We start from the raw sequence: 22125 nt of genomic DNA, 5'->3' as shown, positions 1-22125 counted from the left end.
CCGTGTCTCGAGGGGCCTTGCGTCATTGCGTTTACAGCACGCAGGATCGGCCTGCTTTTCTAAATCTGATCGATCGCCGGGACCTTTCCGGTCAGAAACGCCAGAGCAGCTGCGCCGACGAGGCCCGAGTTCTGGTCCAACGCCGCCAGCATTACCCTGACATCCTTGAATGCCGGCATTGCCCATTGCGTGATGTAGCCTTGAATGCCGGGTTGCAGTCGGTCGAACTCGTGGGAAAGACCGCCTCCCATCACGATGATATCGGGACTGAAGATATGGATCAGGCTGGTGAAGCCGCGACCGAGAATTTCCGCTTCCTCGTCAATCAGTTGATTTGCGAGACGATCGCCATTTCTTGCTGCTGCAAAAACGCTGCGGCTATCGATGGCGCCGCCATCGCTGCCTATTGTCGTCGCGCTGGATTCCACAGCCCTGATTTGGGCGCGGCGCGCAAATGCCGTTCCGGATCCGTAGGCCTCGAAACAACCCCTGTTGCCGCAGGGGCAAAGCTCTCCGTTCGGCACGACCGACATGTGCCCAACATGGGCTGCCATGCCCTTGCGGCCGCGCACGACGCGACCATCCGACACAACGCCACCGCCAATGCCAGTGCTCACGGTGACATACACCAAATTGTCGAGCCCCGTTCCGGCCCCGAACTGCCACTCACCGATGGCAGCGGCAATCGCATCATTCTCGAGGTCGACCGGAAACGGAAACCGCTTCTGCAACTCCGCCTTCAGCGGAAAGTCGACAAAGCCGGAGAGGGTCGGGATATTCGAGGCGACACCGGCGACCGTATCGAGCGGGCCCGGAGCGGATACGCCGACGCCCACCACCGAAGCGGGGTTCGATGCTGCAAGCAGTCCGTCGGTCAGGCCGCAGATTTGGGCGAGCACGCGGTCGGGGCCCGCCAACGCATCCGTCGGTTCGGCTGCGCGCGCCAGAATCCTGCCCTGCTCGTCGACGAGGGCAGCGCGCACCTGCGTCCCACCGAGGTCGATTCCAATGGCAACCTGCTGCATGTGAAGACCATGAGTTAGAGTGCGCGCACCCATGCCATCCGCTCGTCTAGCGATGGCGCATTGAAAGCCAGGGAACCGAGGACCACCGTTTCCGCACCCGACTGGCGCAGAAGCGGCACGGTGTGCTCGCGAATACCGCCGTCGGCCGCCAGCACGATCCGATGCGCCGCACCGCAACCGGCGATGATCTGCTGTGCCTGCTGAAGCCGCGCACCAGCCTTTTCGTCGAGGCCCTGGCCCTTCACGCCAATCGCCGTGCCGAGCAGCGTCACAAAGCGCAGCCGGGAAGCATATCTCTCGACCCGTTCGACGGGGGTGTCGACCTTGAGCACCATGCCGGCAGCGACACCGCGGCGATCGAGAAGATCGAGAGCCTCGACAGCGACGCTTTCGTTTTCGACATGAAGACTGATCAGGTCGCTGCCCGCATCGGCGAACTGCTCGATCTGCGACAGGAGGATGCTGTCGGCGACCATCAGGTGAACATGGATCGGGCGCGCGGACACTTTGCGCACGCCGGCAACAAGATCGGGGAAAAACAACATGGCCGGCGCGAAATGGCCATCGGCGACATCGATGTGGAGGATGTCGACGTGAGGATCGACACGCGCCAGATCATCCGCCAGATGCACGAGATCGGCCGACCAGACCGAGAATTCGGCAATCAGGCGATCCTTCGGAAGATCGGCGATCCAGGTCTTGGAGGGGGTCGTCATTGTTTCAGAGCTCCTTCAGAAAATGGCCCATGGCAAGCCGGAAGTCGGCGACGTATTGCGGACGGCTCTCAGTCTTCGGCGTGATCTGCACGAAGCGCGCGCCGGCAATCCGCTCGACAAGAGCACGCGCATGGCTGAGAGGATGAATGCTGTCCCGATCATGGCCGATAACCAGCGTCGGTACGGTGAGATTGCCGACCTCCTCGTCGGTCACATCAGGACCATCATTGGAAATCCTGGTGAGCAGTTCGGCGGTCACATCCAAAGGCGTGCGGGAGAAAAAACCGGCAAGCGAGGCCAGATTGTCCGGCGCCTCGGCGGCGAGCCGCACGCCCACCGGCCCGGCAAGGAATGCGGTCTTTGCTTCGCCCAGTGGCAGAGTTTTCAGAAGCCGCCCGACTTCGGCGTTGGGTGCCATATTCTCCGGCGCGGATGCCGTCAGCCAGGCCGGCCTTGCTATGATCAGAGCCTTGACAAGATCGGGCCGCTTGACCGCGAGACGCAGGGCGATCGCCGCGCCCATCGAGATGCCGCCGATCACGATCGGCGGCATAAGGTTCTTTTCGATATAGGCGGCGATATCATCGCAGAAGGTCGCGATCGACAGCTGCTCCGGATTGCCGGTTTGGGAATGGCCGTGGCCGCGTGCTTCGATCGTTACCCGGCGAAAACCCGCTTCGAGCGGAAAGGCTTCGTCGGTCTGCGCCGCGTCGCCGCATAAGCCATGCTGGAAGATTATGGACGCGCCCTCGCCCGCCATATCGACATTGAGAATGGTCCCGTCGCTGGTTTCGAACGGTTCAGCCCGTCTCATCTTCCTGCCCCCACAGCTTCGCCGCCGAGACTGCTCTTCAGGAAACTCGCCGCACCGGCCGCCTCCGAAGCCGAAAGGCCATGTGTGACGAGACTGCCCTCGAAGCCGATCGCCTTGAGACGGCCGAGATAATGCGCGTAGTCGAGCACACCCTTGCCGGCGGTCGCGAAACTACCGTCCGGATTGCGATCTTTCGCATGTGCCATGACGATCCGATCGGCCAGAAGGTCGATGGCGGAAGAGACAATGTTCCGCTGCTCATCGAGCGTCGCGACCTCGAAGAGATTGGCTGGATCGAGCACGATCTTGATGCGGGGGCTCTTCAGTGCCGTAATCAGCCGATGGGCTTTCTCAGCCGAGTTGACGACATTGGCAAGCTCGGGCTCGACGCCGAGATCGACATCGTAACGCTCGGCGATCTCGATGGCCGCGCCCATCGCCTCGAGGAGATCCCGCCAGGCCTCCGGCGTGTCGTTGTCGGCATGCGCCTTCCACTGGTCGATGGGGTCGCGTGTGCCGGTGCAGAGCGTGATCAAGGTGGTCGACATGCCGGCGCAGCGCTCGGCCAGGGTCGCCAGTTTGCGAAGGCCGGCCTCGCGCACGGCGAGATCCGGATGAATCATGTTGAAGGTGCCGGAAACGGCAACGATCTCGACGCCGCTGCTACGCGCCGCTTCGCCGACTGCGCGGGCCTGGGCTTCCGTGATGATCTCCGGCATCGGCGCAAGGCCCGAGCAGGCCATATTGTATTGTGCGCAGGTGAACCCGGCGCCAGCGACCGAGTTGAGAACGGTTACGGGTTCCGTTCCCTCGAAGGTCTTTGCGAAGATGCCGAGCTTCATCACACGCCACCCGTGACGTCGGACAGCGCAACCGCCTTGCCGCTTTCGGCGGAACGCGCGACGGCAACCATGGCCCGGACGGATGCCAGGCCATCATCGATATCGGCCCCTTCCATCACCGCGCCATCCAGAATGGTGCGGGCGAAGCCTTCGACCTGGCGGCGGTAGAAATGGCCGTCGGCACCGAGAACACGGTGTGTGGCGCCGTCCGCTTCCCGGAAAATGTCGACCTCACTGCTCTTGTAGTACCACGGGTTATAGGTCTTGCCCAAAATGCTGCCGTTCTTGCCATAGATCTGGAAGCCTTCGTGCCAGTCCATGCGCACCTGGACGGTGAGATCGAGATGGCCGAGTGTGCCGGAGGCAAATTCCACGTCCACGAACCAGCACCAGATACCGGCTCGCTCGGACAGACGAGCGTTGACGGAAACGATGTCGCCGGCGAAATAACGTGCCGTGTCGATCAGATGGCAACCATGGGCAAGCATATAGTAGCGCCGCAGGTCGGCCTTCGGATTGGCGGAGGGTTTCTTCGCATTGGCGCTGGTGACGATCAGGGGCTGAACCGCATCGGTCATCGGATAGCGGTGCGTGCTGTCGCAATACCATGCTTTCAGAGCGACCATCTCGCCCATTTCATCGCGGATGAAGGACTTGGCAGCCTGCAGCCCCGCGTCGAAACGCTTCATATGCCCGACCTGAAACACCTTTCCCGACGTGTCGACCACAGCCTTCAGTTCAAGGCATTCCTCGATGGTGACACCGACGGGTTTTTCGCACAGCACATGCTTGCCTGCCTGAAGGGCGCGAATGGAAGCAGGCACGTGAAAGGCGTCGGCGGTCGCGATGACCACGGCATCGAGGTCGGGATCGGCCAGCATCTTGTCGTAGTCGTCATAGGTTTTTTCCGCCCCATGGGTGATGGCCATACGTTCGCGGAGATCTTCGGCAACATCGCAAATTGCATAAAGGTCGGCATTGGCTGCCTTGGTGCAGCTCTCGAAATGCGCGGCCTGGGCAATCTGGCCCGCTCCCAATACGCCGATGCGGAGACGTCGTTCCTGTTTTGCTGGCATCGATAAGCCCTTTAAGTCGGATACTGAAGATGAACGCTGGTTTCGGCGTCGGATGGAATGCTTTCAAGACATCGAACGTCGACAACGGCTTATGGCCGGACTGCCAGCAGCGCCTGCGGCTCTCCCTCGTCACGTCACAGCGCCATATGCGTTTGAGGGTGGAAAAAGTGCAGTTTCGCCGGGTCGATGGCCAGGTCGATCGATTGGCCTGTCTCGACCGCGCTGACCGCTTCGAACCGCGCGACGGCATTGGCGGCCCCGCTCAGGTCCTCGACGGCATCGGGGTCGCCCGAGTCGATGCGGACCGCGTCGATCTTCAAATGCACGATCAGCTCGGAGCCAAGCTCCTCGATCGATTTCACGACAACCGGGATCGTCGGATGGGAGGCGCCAGATGGCAACCGGCTGTCGTAGAGGTCCTCGGGCCTGACCCCAAAGATCACATCCTTTCCCTCGAAAGCGGATAGACCGGGAGCGCGCTCGAAGGCGCCGCCGGACAAGGGGATGGAGAAGCCCGGCAGATGGATCCGTCCGCCCGCCAGACGCCCTTCGAAAAGGTTCATCGACGGCGAACCGATAAAGCCGGCGACAAACGCATTGACCGGGCGGTGATACAGAGCCTTGGGCGTATCCACCTGCTGCAGCACGCCGCCCTTCAGCACCGCGACCCGATCGCCCATGGTCAGCGCTTCAGTCTGGTCGTGCGTCACATAGATCGTCGTCACGCCCAGCTGTCTCTGCAGGCTGGCGATCTCTGCCCGCATCTGAACACGCAGCTTCGCATCGAGGTTCGAGAGCGGTTCGTCCATGAGGAATGCCGCGGGCTCGCGGACCATGGCGCGGCCCATCGCAACACGCTGGCGCTGGCCGCCCGAAAGCTGCGCGGGCTTGTTGCCCAGCAAGGGCTCCAGCTGCAGGATCTTGGCGATTTCGTGGACACGTTTGGTGCGTTCGGCCTTGTTCTTTCCGGCCAGCTTCATCGAAAAGGCAATGTTATCGAACACGGTCATGTGCGGATAAAGCGCATAGCTCTGAAAGACCATGGCAATGTCCCGGTCCTTGGGCGCGAGATCCACGACGTCCTGGCCGCCGATGCTCAATGTTCCGCTGCTGATTTCCTCGAGCCCGGCAATCATGCGCAGAGCGGTCGATTTTCCGCATCCGGACGGCCCGACCAGAATCAGAAACTCGCCATCATGGATCGTCAGGCTCAGATCCTTGATCGCATGGTAGCTGTTTCCATAGGTCTTGCAGATTTTGTCGAGTACAACCACAGCCACGTCTCGTCCTCCCGTACCAGTCCGGATCATATCTTCAGACGGCGCTCCCCGCCGTGTCCGATCCTTTTGACAAGAAAGCTCAGGCCTGAGCTTCAAAGTCAACCAAAGAATCGATGATATTTCGCGGCAGATTACCAGCCGCTCTTAATATCTATTTGAAACGTATCATTATTTTACCAGAAATTAAAAATAAACTGCGGAATTATATTTTTTATCGCGCGTAACTTTTATGATCGAACTTGCCGCTGTTGAGAGATCGCTCAAAGTGATTCAATGACACGCCAGCCGTGAGGCTCTGCTGGGTCAGTCGATCGGTGCCGGCACCCATCGCCGCCCGCGCTCATTTTTGGCATCCCGGCATCGGCATCGGCACAGGCGCATTCTCCGCCGCCATCCATGCCAGGCACATAAGGTGATCCGGCAGGCCTCTGCGCCCTCCCCGTGCGGTCACGGAAATGGCGGCCGCCGCCGCGGCATAGGCAGTGCAATCAAGCGGGCTCTTACCCTCTGCGAGAGCAAGGGCGTAGGCACCGTGAAAACAATCCCCGGCGCCGGTCGTGTCGACCGCCTGAACTTGATAGGCCGGCACATGCCAGCGGGTGGCATCGCCTCTCTGACGGAGGTAGGTCCCTCGTTCGCCATCAGTCAGGACAACCGCGGACCGATCCCCCGACCAGAGCTTGTCCAGGATCATCGTTGGATCACCCTCGCCGGTGTACTCCCGCCCGAAGGCAAGCGGCAGCACCAGATGATCGGCAAGAGCCAGGATCCGGTCGGTCGCGGCGCCGACCGTCCATTCGATATCGGCAATCACGGCAAGGCCCATGGCGCGTGCGCGCGCCACGACGTTTTCCGAGTGCGTGGCATAACCATCGATCAACAGTACCGGGGCTTGCATCAGAACATCATCGGGCAGCGCATCCGACGTGCCGTGCAGCACATCGTCGTCATAAGCGATGAACCGGTCGCCGTCGGGACCGACGGTGATCACGGAGCGGATCGGCGCGGCATCCGCGTGGCGGGGAGCCAGCGATATATCGACACCGTCCCGCTCGAGCTCGCTTCCCGCCACGTCGGCCGTTGTGTCATTGCCGAGCCAGCCGATGAAGCCGGCCCGCCCGCCGAGCCGGGCGACGGCAACAAGGGCCGTCGCCACGTTGCCGCCATGGTCCGTGGCGCGCTTCTTCACCTTCCCCTTGCCGGCCGTCAGCCCCCGATCGACATAGATGATGTCATCGATTGCCAGGGCGCCGAAGCCCAGAACCTGGAAAGGGCGCGACACGTCTCAAGCACCGGCCGCCGCCAGCGCATCCTCCGGCGTCATCCCCTTATGAATGACGAACTTGAAGGCGCGCGCGGCCATGGTCGTGTCGCCGTGACCCCAGAGGTTGCGACCGACGACCGCGCCTTTGGCCCCAGCGCGCAGTGCTTCCGACGTCTGGACGAGCGCGCCGAGCAGCGTATCGGTCTTCGGGCCGCCGGCGATCACGACCGGAATCGGGCAAGTCGCAACGGTCTCGCGGAAGGACTCGAAATCGCCGGTGTAGCCGACCTTGATCACGTCGACGCCGGCCTCGAAGCCGATGCGCACGGCGTAAGCGATTTCATCCGGGGTGAACACGATCTTGCCGCCGTCGGAGAAATCGCGGGGATAGACGTGGGCAACGACCGGCATCTCGAAGCGGGCGGCGGCGTTGACCGTATCGGTGAGCCAGCGGATATACTCTCCTTCGGTGGCGCCGCGCACGGGAATGGCGACAGCCAGAGCGTCCGCACCATAACGCACCGCGTCCTCCGGGGTCGCAATGAGCTGGCGAATACGGTCGTCGGCGGTGAAGCAACCGCCCTGAATGACGAGCGCTGCCTTTCCGGCGTATTCCGACCAGAGGTGGCGCGCCGCGCCAGGCTGGATGCTGATGTAGTCGGGGCCTCCCGCCATGACGCGTCTGAGCGCACCCGGCAGGTCGGCAAGCCCGCCCTCACGCACATTGCCATAACCGACAAAATGATCGACGGCGCCTCCGAACAAGTGACCCGATGGGTTCGAGAACAGGCGTGCGAGGCGGATTTTGGTTCCGAGACCCATGGCGAGACTTCCTTTGTGATTGCCGACTTTGTGATTGCAGGCTTGCGATTGCCGGCGCCGATGCTGGAAAAACCCTAACTCGAAAACAAACAAACATTCAATATTTCGATTTCTTTCGTTTTTACATGAATGATGAATTTTTGACGTGCATTTTCGTGGCTGAACGGCTATTTCAACAGCAGAAGCCGTAGGATGAAACAGCGAGCTTTCGTTTTTCAAAAGTCGCAGTGTCGCATAACAGCAGTCGGGATCACATATGCTTGCAGAACAGAGGCGGCAGCAGATCATGCTGGAACTTCAACGGGTCGGCCAGGCACGCACCCGCCAGCTCGCGGAATTCTTCGAGGTCTCGGAAGTGACGATCCGCTCCGATCTCGAAATCATGGACGCCAAGAAGCAGCTGATCAAAACGCATGGCGGGGCAATCGCCCTGCCGTCCGACTCTCCGGCAGCAGCCTTCGAGGAACGCATGCAACGCAATTTCGATGCGAAGCGCCGCATCGCCCAGATGGCTGCGAGACAGATCATCGATAACCAGTCGATCGTCTTCGACAGCGGCTCGACGCTGCTGCAGGTCGCCATGCAGATGCCACCAGTCAACAACGTCGTGGTTGCGACAACGGCAATGAACATCGCCCAGCATCTGATGTACCGGCCAGGGCTCGACGTGCACATGATCGGCGGCCGCGTGTTTCCCAGCACCGTGAGCACGATCGTACAGGACTCCGACAAGGCGGTCGGCGGCCTCGTCGCCCACCAGGCTTTTGTCGGCGCCCACGCGATCGATCAGGCCTTCGATGTCGTCGATGTCTCCGAGGACGTGGCACGGACCAAGCGCAACCTGGTTCGCATGGCGCGGCGTGTCGTCCTCGTGGCGGATTCGAGCAAATTTGACGTCGGCGCCTCCTCCAAAGCCTTCTCGCTGTCGCGCGTCGACTTGATCATCACGGACAGCAACATGCCGCACAGCATTCGCCACAGGCTCGACAAGCTGGGCGTGGAGGTTCGCTACGCGTGACCTGCAGTCCACCTCTCCAATTTACAAGAGAGACAGGAGAGGCTTTGGCATCGACGGATAGCTTTGGCCGACGCCACGGAATACGAGATGGGCTAAAACCCCAGACGTCGAAGCGTCTCGCGGTTCGCTCGAACGGCGGCGGCAGGATCGGTTCCGGCATTGTCCGATTCTTCTTCCACCACGATCCAGCCGATAAAGTTCGGCGCATCCCGAACGGTCGAAACCACGGCAGGCACGTCGCAGACGCCTTCGCCCAGCATCGCCCAGGTCCCGCCGGCGTCGACATCCTTCAGATGCACGTAACGGATCCGGTCCCGGTGGGCCGCCAGCGTATCGCCGATCTGCTGGCCGCCACGCAGGATATGACCGGTATCCGGCACCCAACCCACTTGTGGATCCAAGAGAGCAAACAGTTGATCATAGTCGTTCCGCGTGAACAGCAGCGTGTTGTGGTGCGAGGAAGGATGGACAGCTACAGCGACGCCAGCCGACTGTCCGATCTCGGTCGCACGATTGTAGCACTCCGCCGCAATGGCGAATTTCTCATCGCGCGGACCATCCGAGACGACCGTCGCCGATCCCATCGATATCATCGCGCCGGGAAAATTCGCCGCGAAATCGACCCATCGCCGCGCCGTGTCGAGATCGGAGGCAATCTTTTCCGCCACCGTGAAGCCGCTGGCGGAGCCGAAGGCAAAGGAAACCAGCGCCAAACCGGCATCCGCCAGGGTGCGGGCAAAGTCGGCAGGCTTGAGCGCGTAGTGACCGATCATCGTGTCGGTGATTTCGATACCGGCATATCCGCCGTCGGCAATGGCGCGCACCAGATCGTCCGGGCCGCCGCTCCAACCTGTCCCCAGCATCTCCCAGGTGAATGTTTGGCAGCCGATCTGCAGCTCAGCATTTTTCATCTCGCGGTCCTGACCTATTCGTTGATGACAGCCGATACCGAAGCCGGCTGCTTCCCCGCCGGGCAATCCTCAGGGGCTCCGCCGACCTTGCAAAACTCCTTCCGCCTGGGAGGCGGCCGAAGGCCGGAAAGGCGGGCTCTTCAGCGGGAATTTCGACGCCAGCGTCTTGCCATTACGTACGGTCAAATGTTAGCGTACGTCAATATATTTTATACCTTGCGATTAAAATGTAACGTACCCCTCAACCCTTCGCACCCGCAACGGCAAAATCAGGTTCTTCGATGGCACAGACCAATGGTATGAAACTCAGGATCGGCGTTGTCGGATGCGGCAACATTTCGCTCGCCTATATGCGCAACGCGCCGCTGTTTCGCGGCGTCGAAATCATCGCCTGTGCAGACCTCAACGCAGACGCCGCCAAGCGTCGCGCGGCCGAGTTCGATCTGCGCGCGGCCGACGTCGACAGCCTCATCGACGACCGGAACATCGACCTCATCCTCAACCTGACGATCCCGGCCGCGCATTTTGACGTTTCGATGCGGGCGCTGTCGGCGGGCAAGCATGTCTTCACGGAGAAGCCGCTCGGTGTCACGGCCGCCGAAGGACGCCGCTTGGTGGATGCCGCCGCCGTAAAGGGCCTCATGCTCGGCTCGGCGCCAGATACGTTTCTGGGGGCGGCCGGACGCCATGCCCGGCGGCAGATGGAAGCCGGCGCCATCGGCAAGCCGGTGACCGGGACGGCCTTCATGATGGGGCGCGGCATGGAGCACTGGCATCCGGATCCCGGCTTTTATTACCAGGCCGGCGCCGGCCCGGTCATGGATATGGGGCCTTATTATCTGACGATGATGGTCAATCTGATGGGGCCTATCCGCCGTGTGCAGGCCGTCGCCACAAGCGGGCAGGACGAGCGGCTCATCACGGCGGAGGGACCGAAGCAGGGCACCACGTTCAAGGTCGGCACGCCGACCAGCGTGCTGTCGTTGCTGGAATTCGATTGCGGTGCCACGGTCACCTTCGGCGCCTCCTGGGACGTCTTTCGCCACTCCAATCACCCCATCGAACTCCACGGGACCGAAGGCTCGCTGCGCCTGCCCGACCCCGACAATTTCGGCGGCTCCGTTGCGCTCTCCAGCCGCGGCGCGCCCTGGCAGGAAACGGATACGTCAGGCAAACTCTTTGGCGCCGTCAACTGGCCGATCGCAGCGCCTGATCGTGCCAACTACCGCATGCTTGGTCTTGCCGATCTCGCACGCGCAATCATTGAGGGCCGTGCGCCGCGTGCTTCGGGCGATCTCGCTCTCCATGTGCTCGAAGTCATGGAAGCGATCCTGCGTGCCGGTGAAACCGGTGTCGCGCAGACCATTCCGGGTATTGTCGCGCAGCCAAAAGAATTGCGGGAAGACGAAGCGAGGAGTTTGCTGGCATGACACAACTGGATGAATCCGCCAAACGTGCGCTTGCATGGCCCGGCGATCCCCAAACGCCGGTCGAAAGCTGCACGCCGGCGCTGGCGCGGCAGCAATATCTGGATAGTTTCGCAGACATTCAACGGCCGCTCGAAGACGTAGCCGAGATCCTGGAAAGGCATGCGGGCGCAATCCGGTTGAAGATATGGCGCGGCCGCGCTGCGCCGCGCCAGGGCGCACCGGCCTTGCTCTATCTCCATGGCGGCGGCTTTGTCATCGGCGCGCCGGAAACCCATGAGGATATCTGCCGGACGCTTGCCAATATGGCAGGCGCCGTCGTGGTTTCGCCCGACTATCGCCTGGCCCCGGAACACCCCTTTCCCGCTGCCATTGACGACTGCGCCGCCACACTCGTCTGGATGACGGAGCAGGCGGATGCGCTCGGCATCGATCCCTTGCGAATTCTCGTCGCCGGCGATAGCGCCGGTGGCAATCTGGCCGCCGTCGTCGCCCTGTTGGCGCGGGACGGACAGGTGCCGGCTGTCATCGGACAGGTGCTGATCTATCCGGTGACCGATCAGTTGCAGACAAGCGACAGCTACTTGCGTTACCAAGAGGATTTCGGCCTGACGGCCGCGGCGATGAAATGGTTCCGAGACCACTATCTGCCGGAACCTACGAGCCGGTCGGACTGGCGAGCCTCGCCGCTGAGCGCAGAATCGCTGGCGGGCGTGGCGCCGGCCCTGGTGATCCTTGCCGGATACGACGTGCTGTTCGACGAAGGGGCCGCTTATGCCGAGCGGCTCAGCGCCGAGGCGAAGGCCACGACCCGGACCTGGCCCGGACAGATCCATGGCTTCGTATCGAAGCGACGGGCTATTCCGGAAGCACAAGAGGCCCTCGAAGCCATCGCAATGGCATGGCGCGCCATGGACCCTGCGCTTACCCGTTGAGGCGGGAACTGCCTAGTCTCAAGCCGATTCGCGCATAACCAGCGTTGCCTCGAGGATCACCTTGTTCGTCGTAGGGGTGGTTCCATCATCCTCGCTTTCGATATACGCCAGCAAAAGCTCCACGGATTTCGCGGCGATCTCGGGCGCGTTCTGAGCCATCGTCGTCAGCGACGGGCAGGTGTATCGGCTCAGCGGGTGGTCGTCGTGCCCGGCAATGCGTACGTCGCACGCGTCGCTACGACCGATTTTCAGTCCCGAAGCGAAAGCGGCAGCCATCGCGCCGAAAGCGAAGCGGTCATTGGCGCATAGCAGCGTTTTGCCGGGAAGACCGCCTCTGGCAAGAATTCTCTGCATCTGCTCGTATCCGAGACGCTCGAATTCCCAGGAAGGTGGTGCGTCGCAATCGATGACCAGCGGAGTATGCCCTTCCCTCGCCATGGTCGCGCGGTAGCTCTCCTGCCGCTCGCCAGCATTTTCGGTCAAATGCGGAATCTCCAGGAATATCGGTGGCTCACCGGACCGGCAGAGATATTGCACAATGGCGGCCATGCTTTGCGCGTTATCGTTTCCGACATAGGGAAGGTCAGCGCCGGCAGGGTTGTCGAAGCAGACGACGGGGATTGCGCCGCTTAGTCTTTCCAGCGCGGAACGGCGTGAACCGGCTCCGAGCGGCGCCACGATCGCGCCTGCAACCTTCAGCGACAGCAAGGTCCGCACGGCCTCCGCCTCCAGCTCCGGCCGCGTGTGCGAAGAGATCTGGACGGGCCAGAATCCCTTTTCGCGCAACTCCAGCTCGATCAGCGACACGACCTGCACATAAAAGGGATCCGACATGGTCGGGACCAGAATCCCGATATTCCTGGTCCGCTTGCGATTGAGATGCCGGGCGAAAAGGTTCGGCTCGAAATGCGACTTCTTGAGAGCCGCCTCGATACGCTTGCGGGTCACCTCCTTGATCTGTGAGGGATCGTCGAAATATTTCGACAAGGTCGGACGCGATACGCCGGCGGCGGTCGCGAAGTCGTCCATCGATTTATAATTTTTCTTGGCCATTCAATTCCTTACTGGCGGGACGACGACAACTGATCGGGAATGATTTGACGCAACGGCCGATCCTCTGACGCGCCAAATCACGCATTCGGCAATTTGTACAGGTGATCTTCGTATCCTCAATCGTCGAAACCCACCACGTAAGCCGGCGTGATCCGTCACTTTTGGTGCGGGCCCTGCCCTCCCTTTCGAAAATCGAAATATTCCCTTCACTGCGACTTGCGCCGTTTGCGCCGCGTGGTTGCAAAAGGTGCTTGTTTCAGCGCCCCAAATTCGAAAATTTGCAGTGAAGACGCCGGGTTCCACGCTTTTCATTTTGTTGGATAAACTTTCATTTGTTTACGAAAGTAAAGAAAAAATGCGTCACAAGCAACACAAATGCTGTAGAAAAATACCGATGATGTCAATCAGTTTTATTATTTTTTATCAATGATTTAACGCGACACGCGCCGTGAATGCCGGCCTCCCATCTTTTCCCGATCGCAGTTCTTCATTGACAGATAGGGTCTTCAGGGAACCTACTTTGCCTACGATCTTGAGGAGGATCGATTAACTGACAATCTTTGGGAGGCACAGATGAATATCAGCAAATTCGGCGTGACGATGCGGGCTGCGGTAGCGGTATGGGCGCTCTGCGCCACATCCGCGTTTGCCGACACCACCATCGAGTTCATTCAATGGTGGGAACCCGAAATGCCGTCCGGCGCCTTGCGCGGCATTATGAACGATTTCGAAGCCAAAAATCCCGGCATCAAGGTGACGCTTGTCAGCGGTCCCTATGCCACGACGCGTGACCAGATCGTCGTCGGCGCCGCCTCGGGAACGCTCAGCGACGTGGTCGGCCTCGATGGTGCCTGGGTAAACGGGCTCGCCAAGCAGGGCGCGATCGCCTCCATGGACGAACTGATGGAGAAGGCGAAATACGACAAGAGCCAGATCACCGATATCGTCAAGGTCGATGGCAAGAGCGTGATGTTCCCGCTGGCATCCTTCGTCTACCCGGTCTTCGTGAACCTGGATATCTCCAAGGCCGCCGGCGTCGACAAGTTGCCGACGACGCGCACGGAATTCGCTGAAGCCGCGAAGAAGATGACCGACGCCTCGAAGAACCAGTACGGCTGGGTTCTGCCGCTATCGCTGCAGTCTCCGAGCGGAATCCAGAACGACGTGATGTCCTGGGTCTGGGCATCCGGCGCCTCGATGCTGAAGGACGGCAAGCCTGACCTCGAAAATGACGCCGTCGTCGGCACGCTCGATTATCTTGCCTCGCTCAACAAGCAAGGCGTGATTTCTCCCGGCATCTTCGCCAAGAAGGAACAGGACAAGGTCGAAGAATTCGTCAACGGCCGCGTCGGCATGATGGTGGATTCCCTCGCCCATGTGAACCTCATCCGCGAGCGCAATCCGAAGCTCAACTTCGGCATCTCCGCCTTGCCGGCCACTGACGGCTACACCGGCAAGCGCGGCATGCCCTATGCCTCCTGGGGCATCGGCATCAGCGAAGGCAGCCAGCACAAGGACGAAGCCTGGAAGCTGGTCGAATACCTGATGAGCCCTGACGTCAACGGCCGTCTCGTCTCGATTGCCAACGCCTTCCCCGGCAACGTCCATGCCAAGCCGGACTTCGTGGCCTCGGACCCGATCTTCGCGGAAGCTTTCAAAATCTTCCAGAGCGGCTATCCTGCCAACGAATTCGTCGGTCTTCCGGTTGCCGAAGAGCTGATGCGCGACATGAACGTCGAAGTCCAGAAGATGTTCGACGGCGGGCAGTCAGCCAAGGACGCAGCTGCCAATACCCAAAAGGCGTGGCTCGCGAAGTTCTAAGCACGTCGCTTTCACGATCACCGGCAGCGCAGCCTTGCGCTGCCGGTGCAAGTCGTCAAATCTCGGCAGAATGGAAAGTCACAGCTCATGAATCACTCGGCTACGGCTCTGGTCGCCGCGCATGCCAAAGCGCGAAGAAAAGGATGGCTTCGTTACAGCACCTTGAGGAAGCTGGTCCCGTATTTCTACGTGTCGCCGGCGACCCTGCTGCTTGTGCTGCTGATGCTGTTCCCGATGGTGATGGTCTTCAAATATTCTCTGATGGACGGCGCCATCATGAAAAAGACCGCTGCCTTCGCAGGGCTCCAGAACTATGTGACCATCTTTGAAAATCCGGTCTTCTGGCAGTCGGTCGCGCAGACGCTTTATTTCACGATCATGAGCGTCGTCTTCCACTTCATCATCGGCCTGGCATTCGCGCTGCTGTTGAACACCAACCGCGTCGATCCGCTTATTCGCAGCATCCTGCGCGTGCTCTTCATCCTGCCCTGGCTGTTCACCGCCGTCATCATCGCCATCATCTGGCGCCTGCTGCTCGACCCGAACGGCGTCGTCAACAGCGTGCTGATGGCGCTCCATATCATCAACTTCAAGGTCGAGTGGTTTTCGTCGACGCGCACGGCCATTCACGCTTTGACCTTCGCAAACATCTGGGCGGGTTATCCGCTTTACATGGTCAGCCTGCTCGCCGGCCTCCAGGGCATTTCCAAGGAGCTTTACGAGGCGGCCGGCATCGACGGCGCCAACGGACTCCAAAAGTTCTGGTACATCACCATTCCGCAGCTGATGCCGATCATCGTCAGCATCGCGCTTCTCGATTTCATCTGGACGATGCAGGTTTTTCCGCTGGTATGGATGACGACGGGCGGCGGCCCGATCTATTCGACGGAAGTGCTCTCCACTTTCACCTACAAGCTCGCCTTCTCGCAGTATGAATTCTCGCTGGCTTCGGCGAGCGCGATGATCATTCTCATCATCTCGATGAGCGTCACCTATTTCTACATCAAACACCAGCAGCGCAGGTGACCGTCATGGCAAAGCGTTCCTTCAAAAGCTCGGTATTGCCGACCATCCTGACCTATCTCGGTCTGGCGATCGGCCTGGTTTTTTCGGCTTTTCCGATCGTGTGGATGTTTTTCAGCTCGCTGAAATCGAATACGGAAATCTTCGCCCTTCCGCCGCGACTGTTGCCGGATGATTTCACGGTGGCCGCCTATCTGACGATTTTCAACGATCCGGTGAAAGTGCGGTTCTTCATCAACAGCTACTTTGTCGCCGGCGTCGTCACCATTCTGACCCTCCTCGTCGCGATCGTGACCGCCTACGGCTTCAGCCGCTATCAGTTCCGGTTCAAGAACACCTTGAACATCTTCATCATCAGCACCCAGACCGTTCCGCCGATTACCCTTCTCATTCCCTATTTCGGAATGGTGGTCGCCTTCAGGATCTTCGATACCTATCTGGCGCTGATCCTGACCTACATGGTCTTCACACTGCCTTACGCCGTCCTGCTGATGACAGGCTATCTCAACACCCTGCCGAAAGAGCTGGACGAGGCCGTCCTGGTCGACGGCGGTTCGAGCTGGACGGCGCTCTGGCGCGTCATCGTTCCGGTCTCCATCCCCGGGATCGTCGCCACCGCGGTCTACACCTTTCTGCTCGCCTGGAACGAATTCCTCTTCGCGCTGACGCTGACAAAATCGATGGACCTCAGGACGGTTCCGATCGGCATCCAGCTTCTGATGGGCCAGCACGCCTTCGAATGGAACGAGATGATGGCGATGAGCGTGCTCGGTTCCCTTCCCCTCCTGGTCCTTTATCTGGTTGCTCAACGCTACTTCCTGGCAGGCATGACCGCCGGCTCGGTCAAAAGCTGACGAGACGTCTCAGAACCTGCGCCAGCCGCGTCCAAGATCGTTTGGGCAATATCGGCAAAGCCAAGCCCGGCGGGCTGCGAGGAGACCCATTTCGGCGCGTATTGCAATTGTGAAAGAACCGGGATGATGTTGTTGACCCCGAAAGAGTTGCGGATAAAGCCAAACATCGGTGCATCGTTTCGAGAGTCACCGACGAAGGCGGTCACGGCGGCTGTTTGATCGGGATCGATACCGAACATCTCGGTTAAAACGCGCTCGCTCATCGAGCGCTTATTGTAATCGCCGATCCACGTGTTGATGTGGATGGAGCTGATCGCGACCGTTCCGCCCATGGCTCTAATGCTGGATGCCAGATCTTCGACCTCATACGGTTCCTGACCGTGAATGTCGATTGCGACATCCGCCAGCCGGAAGACCTGGTCGTGGGCAATTCTGAACGTCCGGCTATTTTGCGAGATCAGCTCTTTGATCGTCTGCAGGTGCTGGCGCTGGCGCTCACCCTGTAGGGCGCCATCCTCCCAATAGTCGAACACCACTTCGCCGTCCTGACGGGTGACGCAATATGCGCCGCTTTCGCCGATGACGGCGGCCACAGGCCAGGCGCGGACGATATGTTCGCACCATCCGGCTGAGCCGCCCGTGACCGGCACGACGGCAATTCCCGCCCGGCTGAGATCCCAGAGAGCTTCGTAGGTTTGCGGCAGAAGCTTGCCTTCGGTGGTCAGGGTATCGTCGATGTCGGTGAACAGGTAGCGCACATCCTGTAACTCACGAGCCGATGGTGCAAGGTCTACATAGCTCATGTCATATCCTCGCTGCATGTGACCACGTCCAAGCCGCTCTCGGCGAGGGCATTGGTGGCGGCAGCTTCGCCAGGCAGCCGATCGGTGTAGAAGCGGGTGAGTTTGCTGAATGGCGCAACACGCACGGAAGCGTTGCGCGTCCACTTGCTGACGTCTGCGGCCAGAATCTGCGTTTGTGAATTCTCAAGGAGGGCATTGGTGATTTGGGCTTCGCTATAGCTGAAATCCATCAGACCGTTGAGCGGGCTCAAAGCGCCCGCGCCGACGACTGCGTAAGTCGCATAGAATTTTTCGACGAACCTGATCACATCCGTGCCCACCACGTCGCGGTCATCGTGGCGCAAAAGTCCGCCCGTCAAATGGACCTCGACGCTCGGCGCGTCGCAAAGGCTCAAGGCGACGTGGATGTTATTGGTGATCACCGTCAGACCCTGGTGATCACGCAGCGCCTCGGCGACGAACCGAACCGTGCTGCCGATCCCGAGGAACACTGTCGCGTCTGCCCCTATGTCGGCGGCGACACGCTTGGCGATCAGCCGCTTGGCCCGTCGGTTGAGCTGGGCGCGAGCATTGAGTGAGATGTTGCTGCCCGCGACCGGCAAGTCGACGCCGCCGTGGAAGCGGCGTGCGTGCCCGAGATCGCATAATGCATTGATATCACGACGGATCGTCTGCGTCGTCAGATCATACCGACGTGCCAGTTCCTCGATGTACTGAACACCTTCCGTTTCGATCAGCGCAAGGATCTCACGTTGTCGGCTCGATATGATCCGCTGCCCCATCGCCGCTCCTTACGTGAGGTAGACACTGGGGTCGTCTGTTATCACACCGGTCAAACCCACGTCCCAGAATGATGCGAGCCGCTTGGGATCGTTGCAGGTCCACGCCCGCACCGAGATGCCGCGACGCACGGCCTCCTCGAGAAACCCGATACTCAGAGCCTTGTAGTCGAGATGGATGGTCTTTGCGGGAATCGACCGAAGGGTATCCTGCCAATCCGCAGGCAGCTTGCTCCACAGCATGGCGAGTTCGTAGCTTGGATCGATCTCATACATTCCCTTCAGCGCAGCGGCATCAAAGCTTGAGATCATGATCCTGGTGTGCGCCGCCCGCGCCTTCAGATGTTGATCGACGACTTTGACCAGCTGGTCGAGTGACTTGTGATGGGCATGCTGCTTGATCTCGACATTGGCGTTGAGCCCGAGTTCGCCCAGCGCGGAAACAACGCGGGCCAGCGTCGGCAGTGGTTCGCCTTTGAATTTCGGGCTGAACCATGAGCCAGCGTCGATGGCGCCGAGATCCGACGCGGTGAGGTCGGCAAGATTTCCCTTCGACGAGGAACAGCGATCGATCGACACGTCGTGGATGACGACCGGGGTCCCGTCGGCAAGAAGTGCTACGTCGAGTTCGACCCATTCCGCGCCTTGTTCAGCGGCCGCCCGGAAAGCGGCAATGGTATTCTCGGGCGCAATGGCAGAGGCGCCTCGATGCGCCTGAACCTCACTGCGTCTCGGGCCGGATCGCGGCTCTACGGTCGTCATCGTCTCATCTCTTTCATCGTCTTCTGGGCTGGGATGGAGAAATAATAAACCGGAGTCAATCTGTGCGTTTTCCGGTATCGCTGTTGAAAGGATGCATCGCGCCGACGCGTGCGAAGACGTCGATATTGGCATTCTCGGCAAAATCCGGACGACCCGGTACGGTCAGGACGACCGTCTGCTGGCCCCCTCCCAATCGCACATGCAGATGGCTTTCTCCGCCGATTGGCTCGAGCAGCTCGACCGTTGCATTGAGACGAACGGAAGGCTCAACCGGCTTGGCAACAAGCAACGCGTCCGGGCGAAGGCCGACCATATCGGTCCCGGCGGGCAATGCCAGGGCACTTGCGCTGTCGGCTGCCCTGAGGACGTCGATCGGCACGAGATTCATAGGCGGTGAGCCGATGAAGCTGGCGACGAACAGGCTCGCCGGGCGATCGTAGACCGCCACGGGCGTGCCGACCTGTTCGACAAGTCCTCCGTTCATGACAACCAGCCGGTCGGCCAGCGTCATCGCTTCAAGCTGGTCATGGGTGACATAGATGCTGGTGGTCTTCAGGCGCCGTTGCAGCCGGCGTATTTCAACGCGCATCTGCACCCGCAATTTGGCATCGAGATTGGACAGAGGCTCATCGAACAGGAAGGCGGCCGGCTCGCGAACGATCGCCCGCCCCATCGCAACGCGCTGGCGCTGCCCGCCGGAGAGTTCGCGAGGTTTACGATCCAACATCGGCCCAATTTCGAGGATCTCGGCCGCCTCCGCCACACGGCGGTTGATTTCCGCCCGTTCGGTGCCACGATTTTTCAAACCATATTCTAGATTTCCGCGTACGGTCATATGCGGATAAAGCGCATAATTCTGAAAGACCATGGCGATATCGCGGTCGGCAGGCTCTGCCTTGTTGACATTGCGGCCGGCAATCTCGACATGGCCTTCGCTGATGGATTCCAGCCCGGCAATCATGCGAAGCAGGGTTGATTTGCCACAGCCGGAGGGGCCGACGAGGACGATGAGTTCGCCGTCTGCGACAGACAGGTTGATACCCTTGACCGCCGGAACGGCGCCATAATTCTTCTTGACGTCGATGATATTGATCGTTGCCATTTCATTTCTCCGTTTCGACCAGGCCTTTGACAAAAAGGCGTTGCATGGCGACGATGACGAGGACGGGTGGCAGGGCGGCCAGAATGACGGCTGCCATCACAAGGTTCCAGCGCGGCTCGGCATCGGCAACCGCTGCCATGCGCTGGATTCCCATCACGACGGTATAAAAGCTCTGGTCGGTCGTTATGATGAGCGGCCACAGATACTGGTTCCAGCCGAGCACGAACAAGATGATGAAGAGCGCCGCGATGTTGGTGATCGACAGCGGCAGCAGGATATCCCGGAAGAACTTCATCGGCCCTGCGCCATCGACACGGGCAGCCTCCATGAGTTCGTCGGGAACAGTCAGAAAGAACTGACGAAACAGGAAGGTTGCCGTTGCCGATGCGATCAGCGGAATGATGAGGCCGCCGTAATTATTCAGCATTCCGAGATCGGCGACGACTTTGTAGGTCGGCACGATGCGCACCTCGACCGGCAGCATCAGCGTGATGAAGATCATCCAAAATGCCAAGGTCCGGAACGGAAACCGGAAATAGACGATAGCAAAGGCCGAAAGGATCGAAATAGCGATCTTCCCGACGGCGACGCCAACCGCCATGATCAGCGAGTTGATCATCATGGGCCCGATCGGCGGCGCCCCCGAGCTTGTCATTCCAGATGATAGCATCGTCGAATAGTTCTCGATGATGTGGCTTCCCGGCGTCAGCGGCACGACACCTGACAAGAAGTCGTTTGGACCGTGGCTCGATGCGATGAAAGCCACGTAGACGGGAAATACGACGATCGTGACGCCGATGATGAGGACAAGATGCGCCAGGAAATTTAGGAAGGGGCGATTTTCAACCATCCTCGGGATTCCTCAATATTGCACGCGGCGTTCGATGAAGCGGAATTGGACGGCGGTCAGAGCGATGACGATCACCATGAGAATGACCGACTGCGCCGCCGACGAGCCCAAATTCAGTCCGATGAAGCCGTCGAAATAGACCTTGTAGACAAGGATCTCGGTTGCACGCGCCGGTCCGCCCTGGGTGGTCGCATGAATGATCCCGAAGGTATCGAACATCGCGTAGACGATATTGATGACGATCAGATAGAAGGTTGTCGGTGAGATCAGCGGGAACACGATCGTCCAGAAACGCTTCACAGGACCGGCTCCGTCGATCGCCCCGGCTTCCTGAAGCGAACGCGGGACCGACTGCAGCGCAGCCAAGAAGAATAAGAAATTATAGGAAATCTGCTTCCAAGTCGCCGCGATGACGATCAGGATCATGGCGTCGTCAGGATTGATCAGATGGTTCCAGTTGATCCCCATCGCCCGCAACATATAGGCGACGATGCCGATCGAGGGATTGAACATGAACCACCAAAGAATGCCGGCGATCGCGGGAGCGACGGCATAGGGCCAGATCAGCAAGGTCGAATAAATGCGAGAGGTGCGCAACACGCGCATCGCCGCTGCAGCCAGGAGCAGCGCGATCGCCGTCGATAGGACCGTCACGAGAATGGCGAAGATGAGCGTGTGGCCGAAGGCGTTGATGTAGATCGGATCGGCAAAGAGCCGGCGGTAGTTTTCGAACCAGACGAAACTCGTTTTGAAGCCGAAGGCATCCTGGCGCAGGAAAGATTGCCAGAATGCCGTCGCCGCGGGCCAGAGGAAGAATACCACGGTCACGAAAATTTGGGGTGCGATGAGCAGGTAAGGCAAAAGCTTGTTGGGAAATACGGTCCGTTTGGTTTGCATGGGCCCTCACACTGACGGATGGGAAACGGGGGCCGGTCTCTCACCAGCCCC

Annotated in this window: 22 protein-coding genes; 6 read left to right on the top strand and 16 right to left on the bottom strand. The window is 60.1% G+C overall.

The window, feature by feature from the left end; all coding sequences use genetic code 11:
* Positions 1-59: 59 nt before the first annotated feature.
* The 8 genes from AC2444_RS23680 to AC2444_RS23645 form a co-directional block, all read right to left on the bottom strand.
* Positions 60-1025, bottom strand: a complete 966-nt coding sequence (locus AC2444_RS23680; RefSeq protein ID WP_128440202.1) for an ROK family protein — start codon at positions 1023-1025, stop codon at positions 60-62.
* Positions 1026-1039: 14 nt separating this feature from the next.
* Positions 1040-1741, bottom strand: a complete 702-nt coding sequence (locus AC2444_RS23675; protein ID WP_128440199.1) for a ribulose-phosphate 3-epimerase — start codon at positions 1739-1741, stop codon at positions 1040-1042.
* Between the two features lie 4 nt (positions 1742-1745).
* Entirely contained in the window at positions 1746-2555 is an 810-nt protein-coding gene (locus AC2444_RS23670; protein WP_128407819.1) for an alpha/beta fold hydrolase, read from the bottom strand.
* Positions 2552-3397 carry a sugar phosphate isomerase/epimerase family protein gene (locus tag AC2444_RS23665; RefSeq protein ID WP_128450324.1) on the bottom strand — a complete coding sequence of 282 codons (846 nt, stop codon included), beginning with the start codon at positions 3395-3397 and terminating at the stop codon, positions 2552-2554. The genes AC2444_RS23670 and AC2444_RS23665 overlap by 4 nt, the downstream gene beginning before the upstream one ends.
* Positions 3397-4473 carry a Gfo/Idh/MocA family protein gene (locus AC2444_RS23660; protein WP_012755540.1) on the bottom strand — a complete coding sequence of 359 codons (1077 nt, stop codon included), beginning with the start codon at positions 4471-4473 and terminating at the stop codon, positions 3397-3399. Before AC2444_RS23660 ends, AC2444_RS23665 begins: the two co-directional genes overlap by 1 nt.
* 134 nt (positions 4474-4607) lie before the next feature.
* Positions 4608-5753: an ABC transporter ATP-binding protein gene (locus AC2444_RS23655; RefSeq protein ID WP_128440200.1), complete on the bottom strand. Its 1146-nt coding sequence runs from the start codon at positions 5751-5753 to the stop codon at positions 4608-4610.
* Positions 5754-6093: 340 nt separating this feature from the next.
* Positions 6094-7035, bottom strand: coding sequence for a PfkB family carbohydrate kinase (locus AC2444_RS23650; protein WP_003562559.1), 942 nt, complete (start codon positions 7033-7035; stop codon positions 6094-6096).
* A gap of 3 nt (positions 7036-7038) precedes the next feature.
* On the bottom strand, positions 7039-7839 hold the full coding sequence (locus AC2444_RS23645; protein WP_003562561.1) for a beta/alpha barrel domain-containing protein: 801 nt from the start codon (positions 7837-7839) through the stop codon (positions 7039-7041).
* Positions 7840-8095: 256 nt separating this feature from the next.
* Between AC2444_RS23645 and AC2444_RS23640 the strand changes: the two genes are divergently transcribed.
* A complete protein-coding gene (locus AC2444_RS23640) occupies positions 8096-8857 on the top strand; it encodes a DeoR/GlpR family DNA-binding transcription regulator (protein ID WP_012755536.1) in 762 nt (253 codons plus the stop codon).
* 92 nt (positions 8858-8949) lie between these two features.
* Here the strand turns inward: AC2444_RS23640 and AC2444_RS23635 are convergent, their stop codons facing one another.
* Entirely contained in the window at positions 8950-9768 is an 819-nt protein-coding gene (locus AC2444_RS23635; RefSeq protein WP_003562564.1) for a sugar phosphate isomerase/epimerase family protein, read from the bottom strand.
* A gap of 281 nt (positions 9769-10049) precedes the next feature.
* Between AC2444_RS23635 and AC2444_RS23630 the strand changes: the two genes are divergently transcribed.
* Both AC2444_RS23630 and AC2444_RS23625 read left to right on the top strand, forming a co-directional pair.
* Positions 10050-11198 (top strand): Gfo/Idh/MocA family protein, encoded by a 1149-nt coding sequence (locus tag AC2444_RS23630; protein WP_128450322.1) that lies wholly within the window; start codon positions 10050-10052, stop codon positions 11196-11198.
* On the top strand, positions 11195-12130 hold the full coding sequence (locus AC2444_RS23625) for an alpha/beta hydrolase (RefSeq protein ID WP_003562566.1): 936 nt from the start codon (positions 11195-11197) through the stop codon (positions 12128-12130). Before AC2444_RS23630 ends, AC2444_RS23625 begins: the two co-directional genes overlap by 4 nt.
* Positions 12131-12148: 18 nt before the next feature.
* Here AC2444_RS23625 and AC2444_RS23620 read toward each other — a convergent pair whose 3' ends face one another.
* Complete coding sequence (locus AC2444_RS23620) at positions 12149-13183, bottom strand: LacI family DNA-binding transcriptional regulator (RefSeq protein ID WP_128450321.1); 1035 nt, start codon at positions 13181-13183, stop codon at positions 12149-12151.
* A gap of 573 nt (positions 13184-13756) precedes the next feature.
* Here AC2444_RS23620 and AC2444_RS23615 point away from each other — a divergent pair.
* The 3 genes from AC2444_RS23615 to AC2444_RS23605 all read left to right on the top strand — a co-directional run bounded on the left by AC2444_RS23615 (position 13757) and on the right by AC2444_RS23605 (position 16881).
* Positions 13757-15004 carry an ABC transporter substrate-binding protein gene (locus AC2444_RS23615; protein WP_128450320.1) on the top strand — a complete coding sequence of 416 codons (1248 nt, stop codon included), beginning with the start codon at positions 13757-13759 and terminating at the stop codon, positions 15002-15004.
* A gap of 87 nt (positions 15005-15091) precedes the next feature.
* Positions 15092-16030 (top strand): carbohydrate ABC transporter permease, encoded by a 939-nt coding sequence (locus AC2444_RS23610; RefSeq protein WP_003562572.1) that lies wholly within the window; start codon positions 15092-15094, stop codon positions 16028-16030.
* 5 nt (positions 16031-16035) lie between these two features.
* On the top strand, positions 16036-16881 hold the full coding sequence (locus tag AC2444_RS23605; protein WP_003562573.1) for a carbohydrate ABC transporter permease: 846 nt from the start codon (positions 16036-16038) through the stop codon (positions 16879-16881).
* Here the strand turns inward: AC2444_RS23605 and AC2444_RS23600 are convergent.
* Genes AC2444_RS23600 through ugpA form a run of 6 tightly spaced genes read right to left on the bottom strand, consistent with a single transcriptional unit; the run spans position 16839 to position 22074 of the window.
* Positions 16839-17684 carry an HAD-IIB family hydrolase gene (locus tag AC2444_RS23600; protein ID WP_003562574.1) on the bottom strand — a complete coding sequence of 282 codons (846 nt, stop codon included), beginning with the start codon at positions 17682-17684 and terminating at the stop codon, positions 16839-16841. The genes AC2444_RS23605 and AC2444_RS23600 overlap by 43 nt on opposite strands.
* Positions 17681-18466 (bottom strand): DeoR/GlpR family DNA-binding transcription regulator, encoded by a 786-nt coding sequence (locus AC2444_RS23595; RefSeq protein WP_003562577.1) that lies wholly within the window; start codon positions 18464-18466, stop codon positions 17681-17683. Before AC2444_RS23595 ends, AC2444_RS23600 begins: the two co-directional genes overlap by 4 nt.
* Before the next feature lie 9 nt (positions 18467-18475).
* Positions 18476-19225: a glycerophosphoryl diester phosphodiesterase gene (locus AC2444_RS23590; protein ID WP_003562579.1), complete on the bottom strand. Its 750-nt coding sequence runs from the start codon at positions 19223-19225 to the stop codon at positions 18476-18478.
* A gap of 55 nt (positions 19226-19280) precedes the next feature.
* Positions 19281-20327 (bottom strand): sn-glycerol-3-phosphate import ATP-binding protein UgpC, encoded by a 1047-nt coding sequence (locus AC2444_RS23585; protein WP_017996273.1) that lies wholly within the window; start codon positions 20325-20327, stop codon positions 19281-19283.
* Position 20328: 1 nt separating this feature from the next.
* The gene (gene ugpE, locus AC2444_RS23580) at positions 20329-21177 is read right to left on the bottom strand and encodes a sn-glycerol-3-phosphate ABC transporter permease UgpE (protein ID WP_003562583.1); all 849 of its coding nucleotides are present in this window, start codon (positions 21175-21177) and stop codon (positions 20329-20331) included.
* Between the two features lie 12 nt (positions 21178-21189).
* Positions 21190-22074, bottom strand: coding sequence for a sn-glycerol-3-phosphate ABC transporter permease UgpA (gene ugpA / locus AC2444_RS23575; RefSeq protein ID WP_003562585.1), 885 nt, complete (start codon positions 22072-22074; stop codon positions 21190-21192).
* Between the last annotated feature and the right edge of the window lie 51 nt (positions 22075-22125).

This window comes from Rhizobium sp. WSM1328, from assembly GCF_057653715.1.
Note: the sequence above shows the minus strand (reverse complement) of the source record. Positions and strands in the feature narration are given on the sequence as shown.

Coding starts and splice junctions, on each gene's coding strand:
- ugpA (WP_003562585.1), bottom strand. CDS start 22,074: ATGCAAACCAAACGGACCGTATTTCCCAACAAGCTTTTGCCTTACCTG.
- AC2444_RS23665 (WP_128450324.1), bottom strand. CDS start 3,397: ATGAAGCTCGGCATCTTCGCAAAGACCTTCGAGGGAACGGAACCCGTA.
- AC2444_RS23675 (WP_128440199.1), bottom strand. CDS start 1,741: ATGACGACCCCCTCCAAGACCTGGATCGCCGATCTTCCGAAGGATCGC.
- AC2444_RS23625 (WP_003562566.1), top strand. CDS start 11,195: ATGACACAACTGGATGAATCCGCCAAACGTGCGCTTGCATGGCCCGGC.
- AC2444_RS23585 (WP_017996273.1), bottom strand. CDS start 20,327: ATGGCAACGATCAATATCATCGACGTCAAGAAGAATTATGGCGCCGTT.
- AC2444_RS23630 (WP_128450322.1), top strand. CDS start 10,050: ATGGCACAGACCAATGGTATGAAACTCAGGATCGGCGTTGTCGGATGC.
- AC2444_RS23670 (WP_128407819.1), bottom strand. CDS start 2,555: ATGAGACGGGCTGAACCGTTCGAAACCAGCGACGGGACCATTCTCAAT.
- AC2444_RS23635 (WP_003562564.1), bottom strand. CDS start 9,768: ATGAAAAATGCTGAGCTGCAGATCGGCTGCCAAACATTCACCTGGGAG.
- AC2444_RS23620 (WP_128450321.1), bottom strand. CDS start 13,183: ATGGCCAAGAAAAATTATAAATCGATGGACGACTTCGCGACCGCCGCC.
- AC2444_RS23645 (WP_003562561.1), bottom strand. CDS start 7,839: ATGGGTCTCGGAACCAAAATCCGCCTCGCACGCCTGTTCTCGAACCCA.
- AC2444_RS23600 (WP_003562574.1), bottom strand. CDS start 17,684: ATGAGCTATGTAGACCTTGCACCATCGGCTCGTGAGTTACAGGATGTG.
- AC2444_RS23595 (WP_003562577.1), bottom strand. CDS start 18,466: ATGGGGCAGCGGATCATATCGAGCCGACAACGTGAGATCCTTGCGCTG.
- AC2444_RS23615 (WP_128450320.1), top strand. CDS start 13,757: ATGAATATCAGCAAATTCGGCGTGACGATGCGGGCTGCGGTAGCGGTA.
- AC2444_RS23660 (WP_012755540.1), bottom strand. CDS start 4,473: ATGCCAGCAAAACAGGAACGACGTCTCCGCATCGGCGTATTGGGAGCG.
- AC2444_RS23590 (WP_003562579.1), bottom strand. CDS start 19,225: ATGACGACCGTAGAGCCGCGATCCGGCCCGAGACGCAGTGAGGTTCAG.
- AC2444_RS23680 (WP_128440202.1), bottom strand. CDS start 1,025: ATGCAGCAGGTTGCCATTGGAATCGACCTCGGTGGGACGCAGGTGCGC.
- AC2444_RS23640 (WP_012755536.1), top strand. CDS start 8,096: ATGCTTGCAGAACAGAGGCGGCAGCAGATCATGCTGGAACTTCAACGG.
- AC2444_RS23605 (WP_003562573.1), top strand. CDS start 16,036: ATGGCAAAGCGTTCCTTCAAAAGCTCGGTATTGCCGACCATCCTGACC.
- AC2444_RS23610 (WP_003562572.1), top strand. CDS start 15,092: ATGAATCACTCGGCTACGGCTCTGGTCGCCGCGCATGCCAAAGCGCGA.
- ugpE (WP_003562583.1), bottom strand. CDS start 21,177: ATGGTTGAAAATCGCCCCTTCCTAAATTTCCTGGCGCATCTTGTCCTC.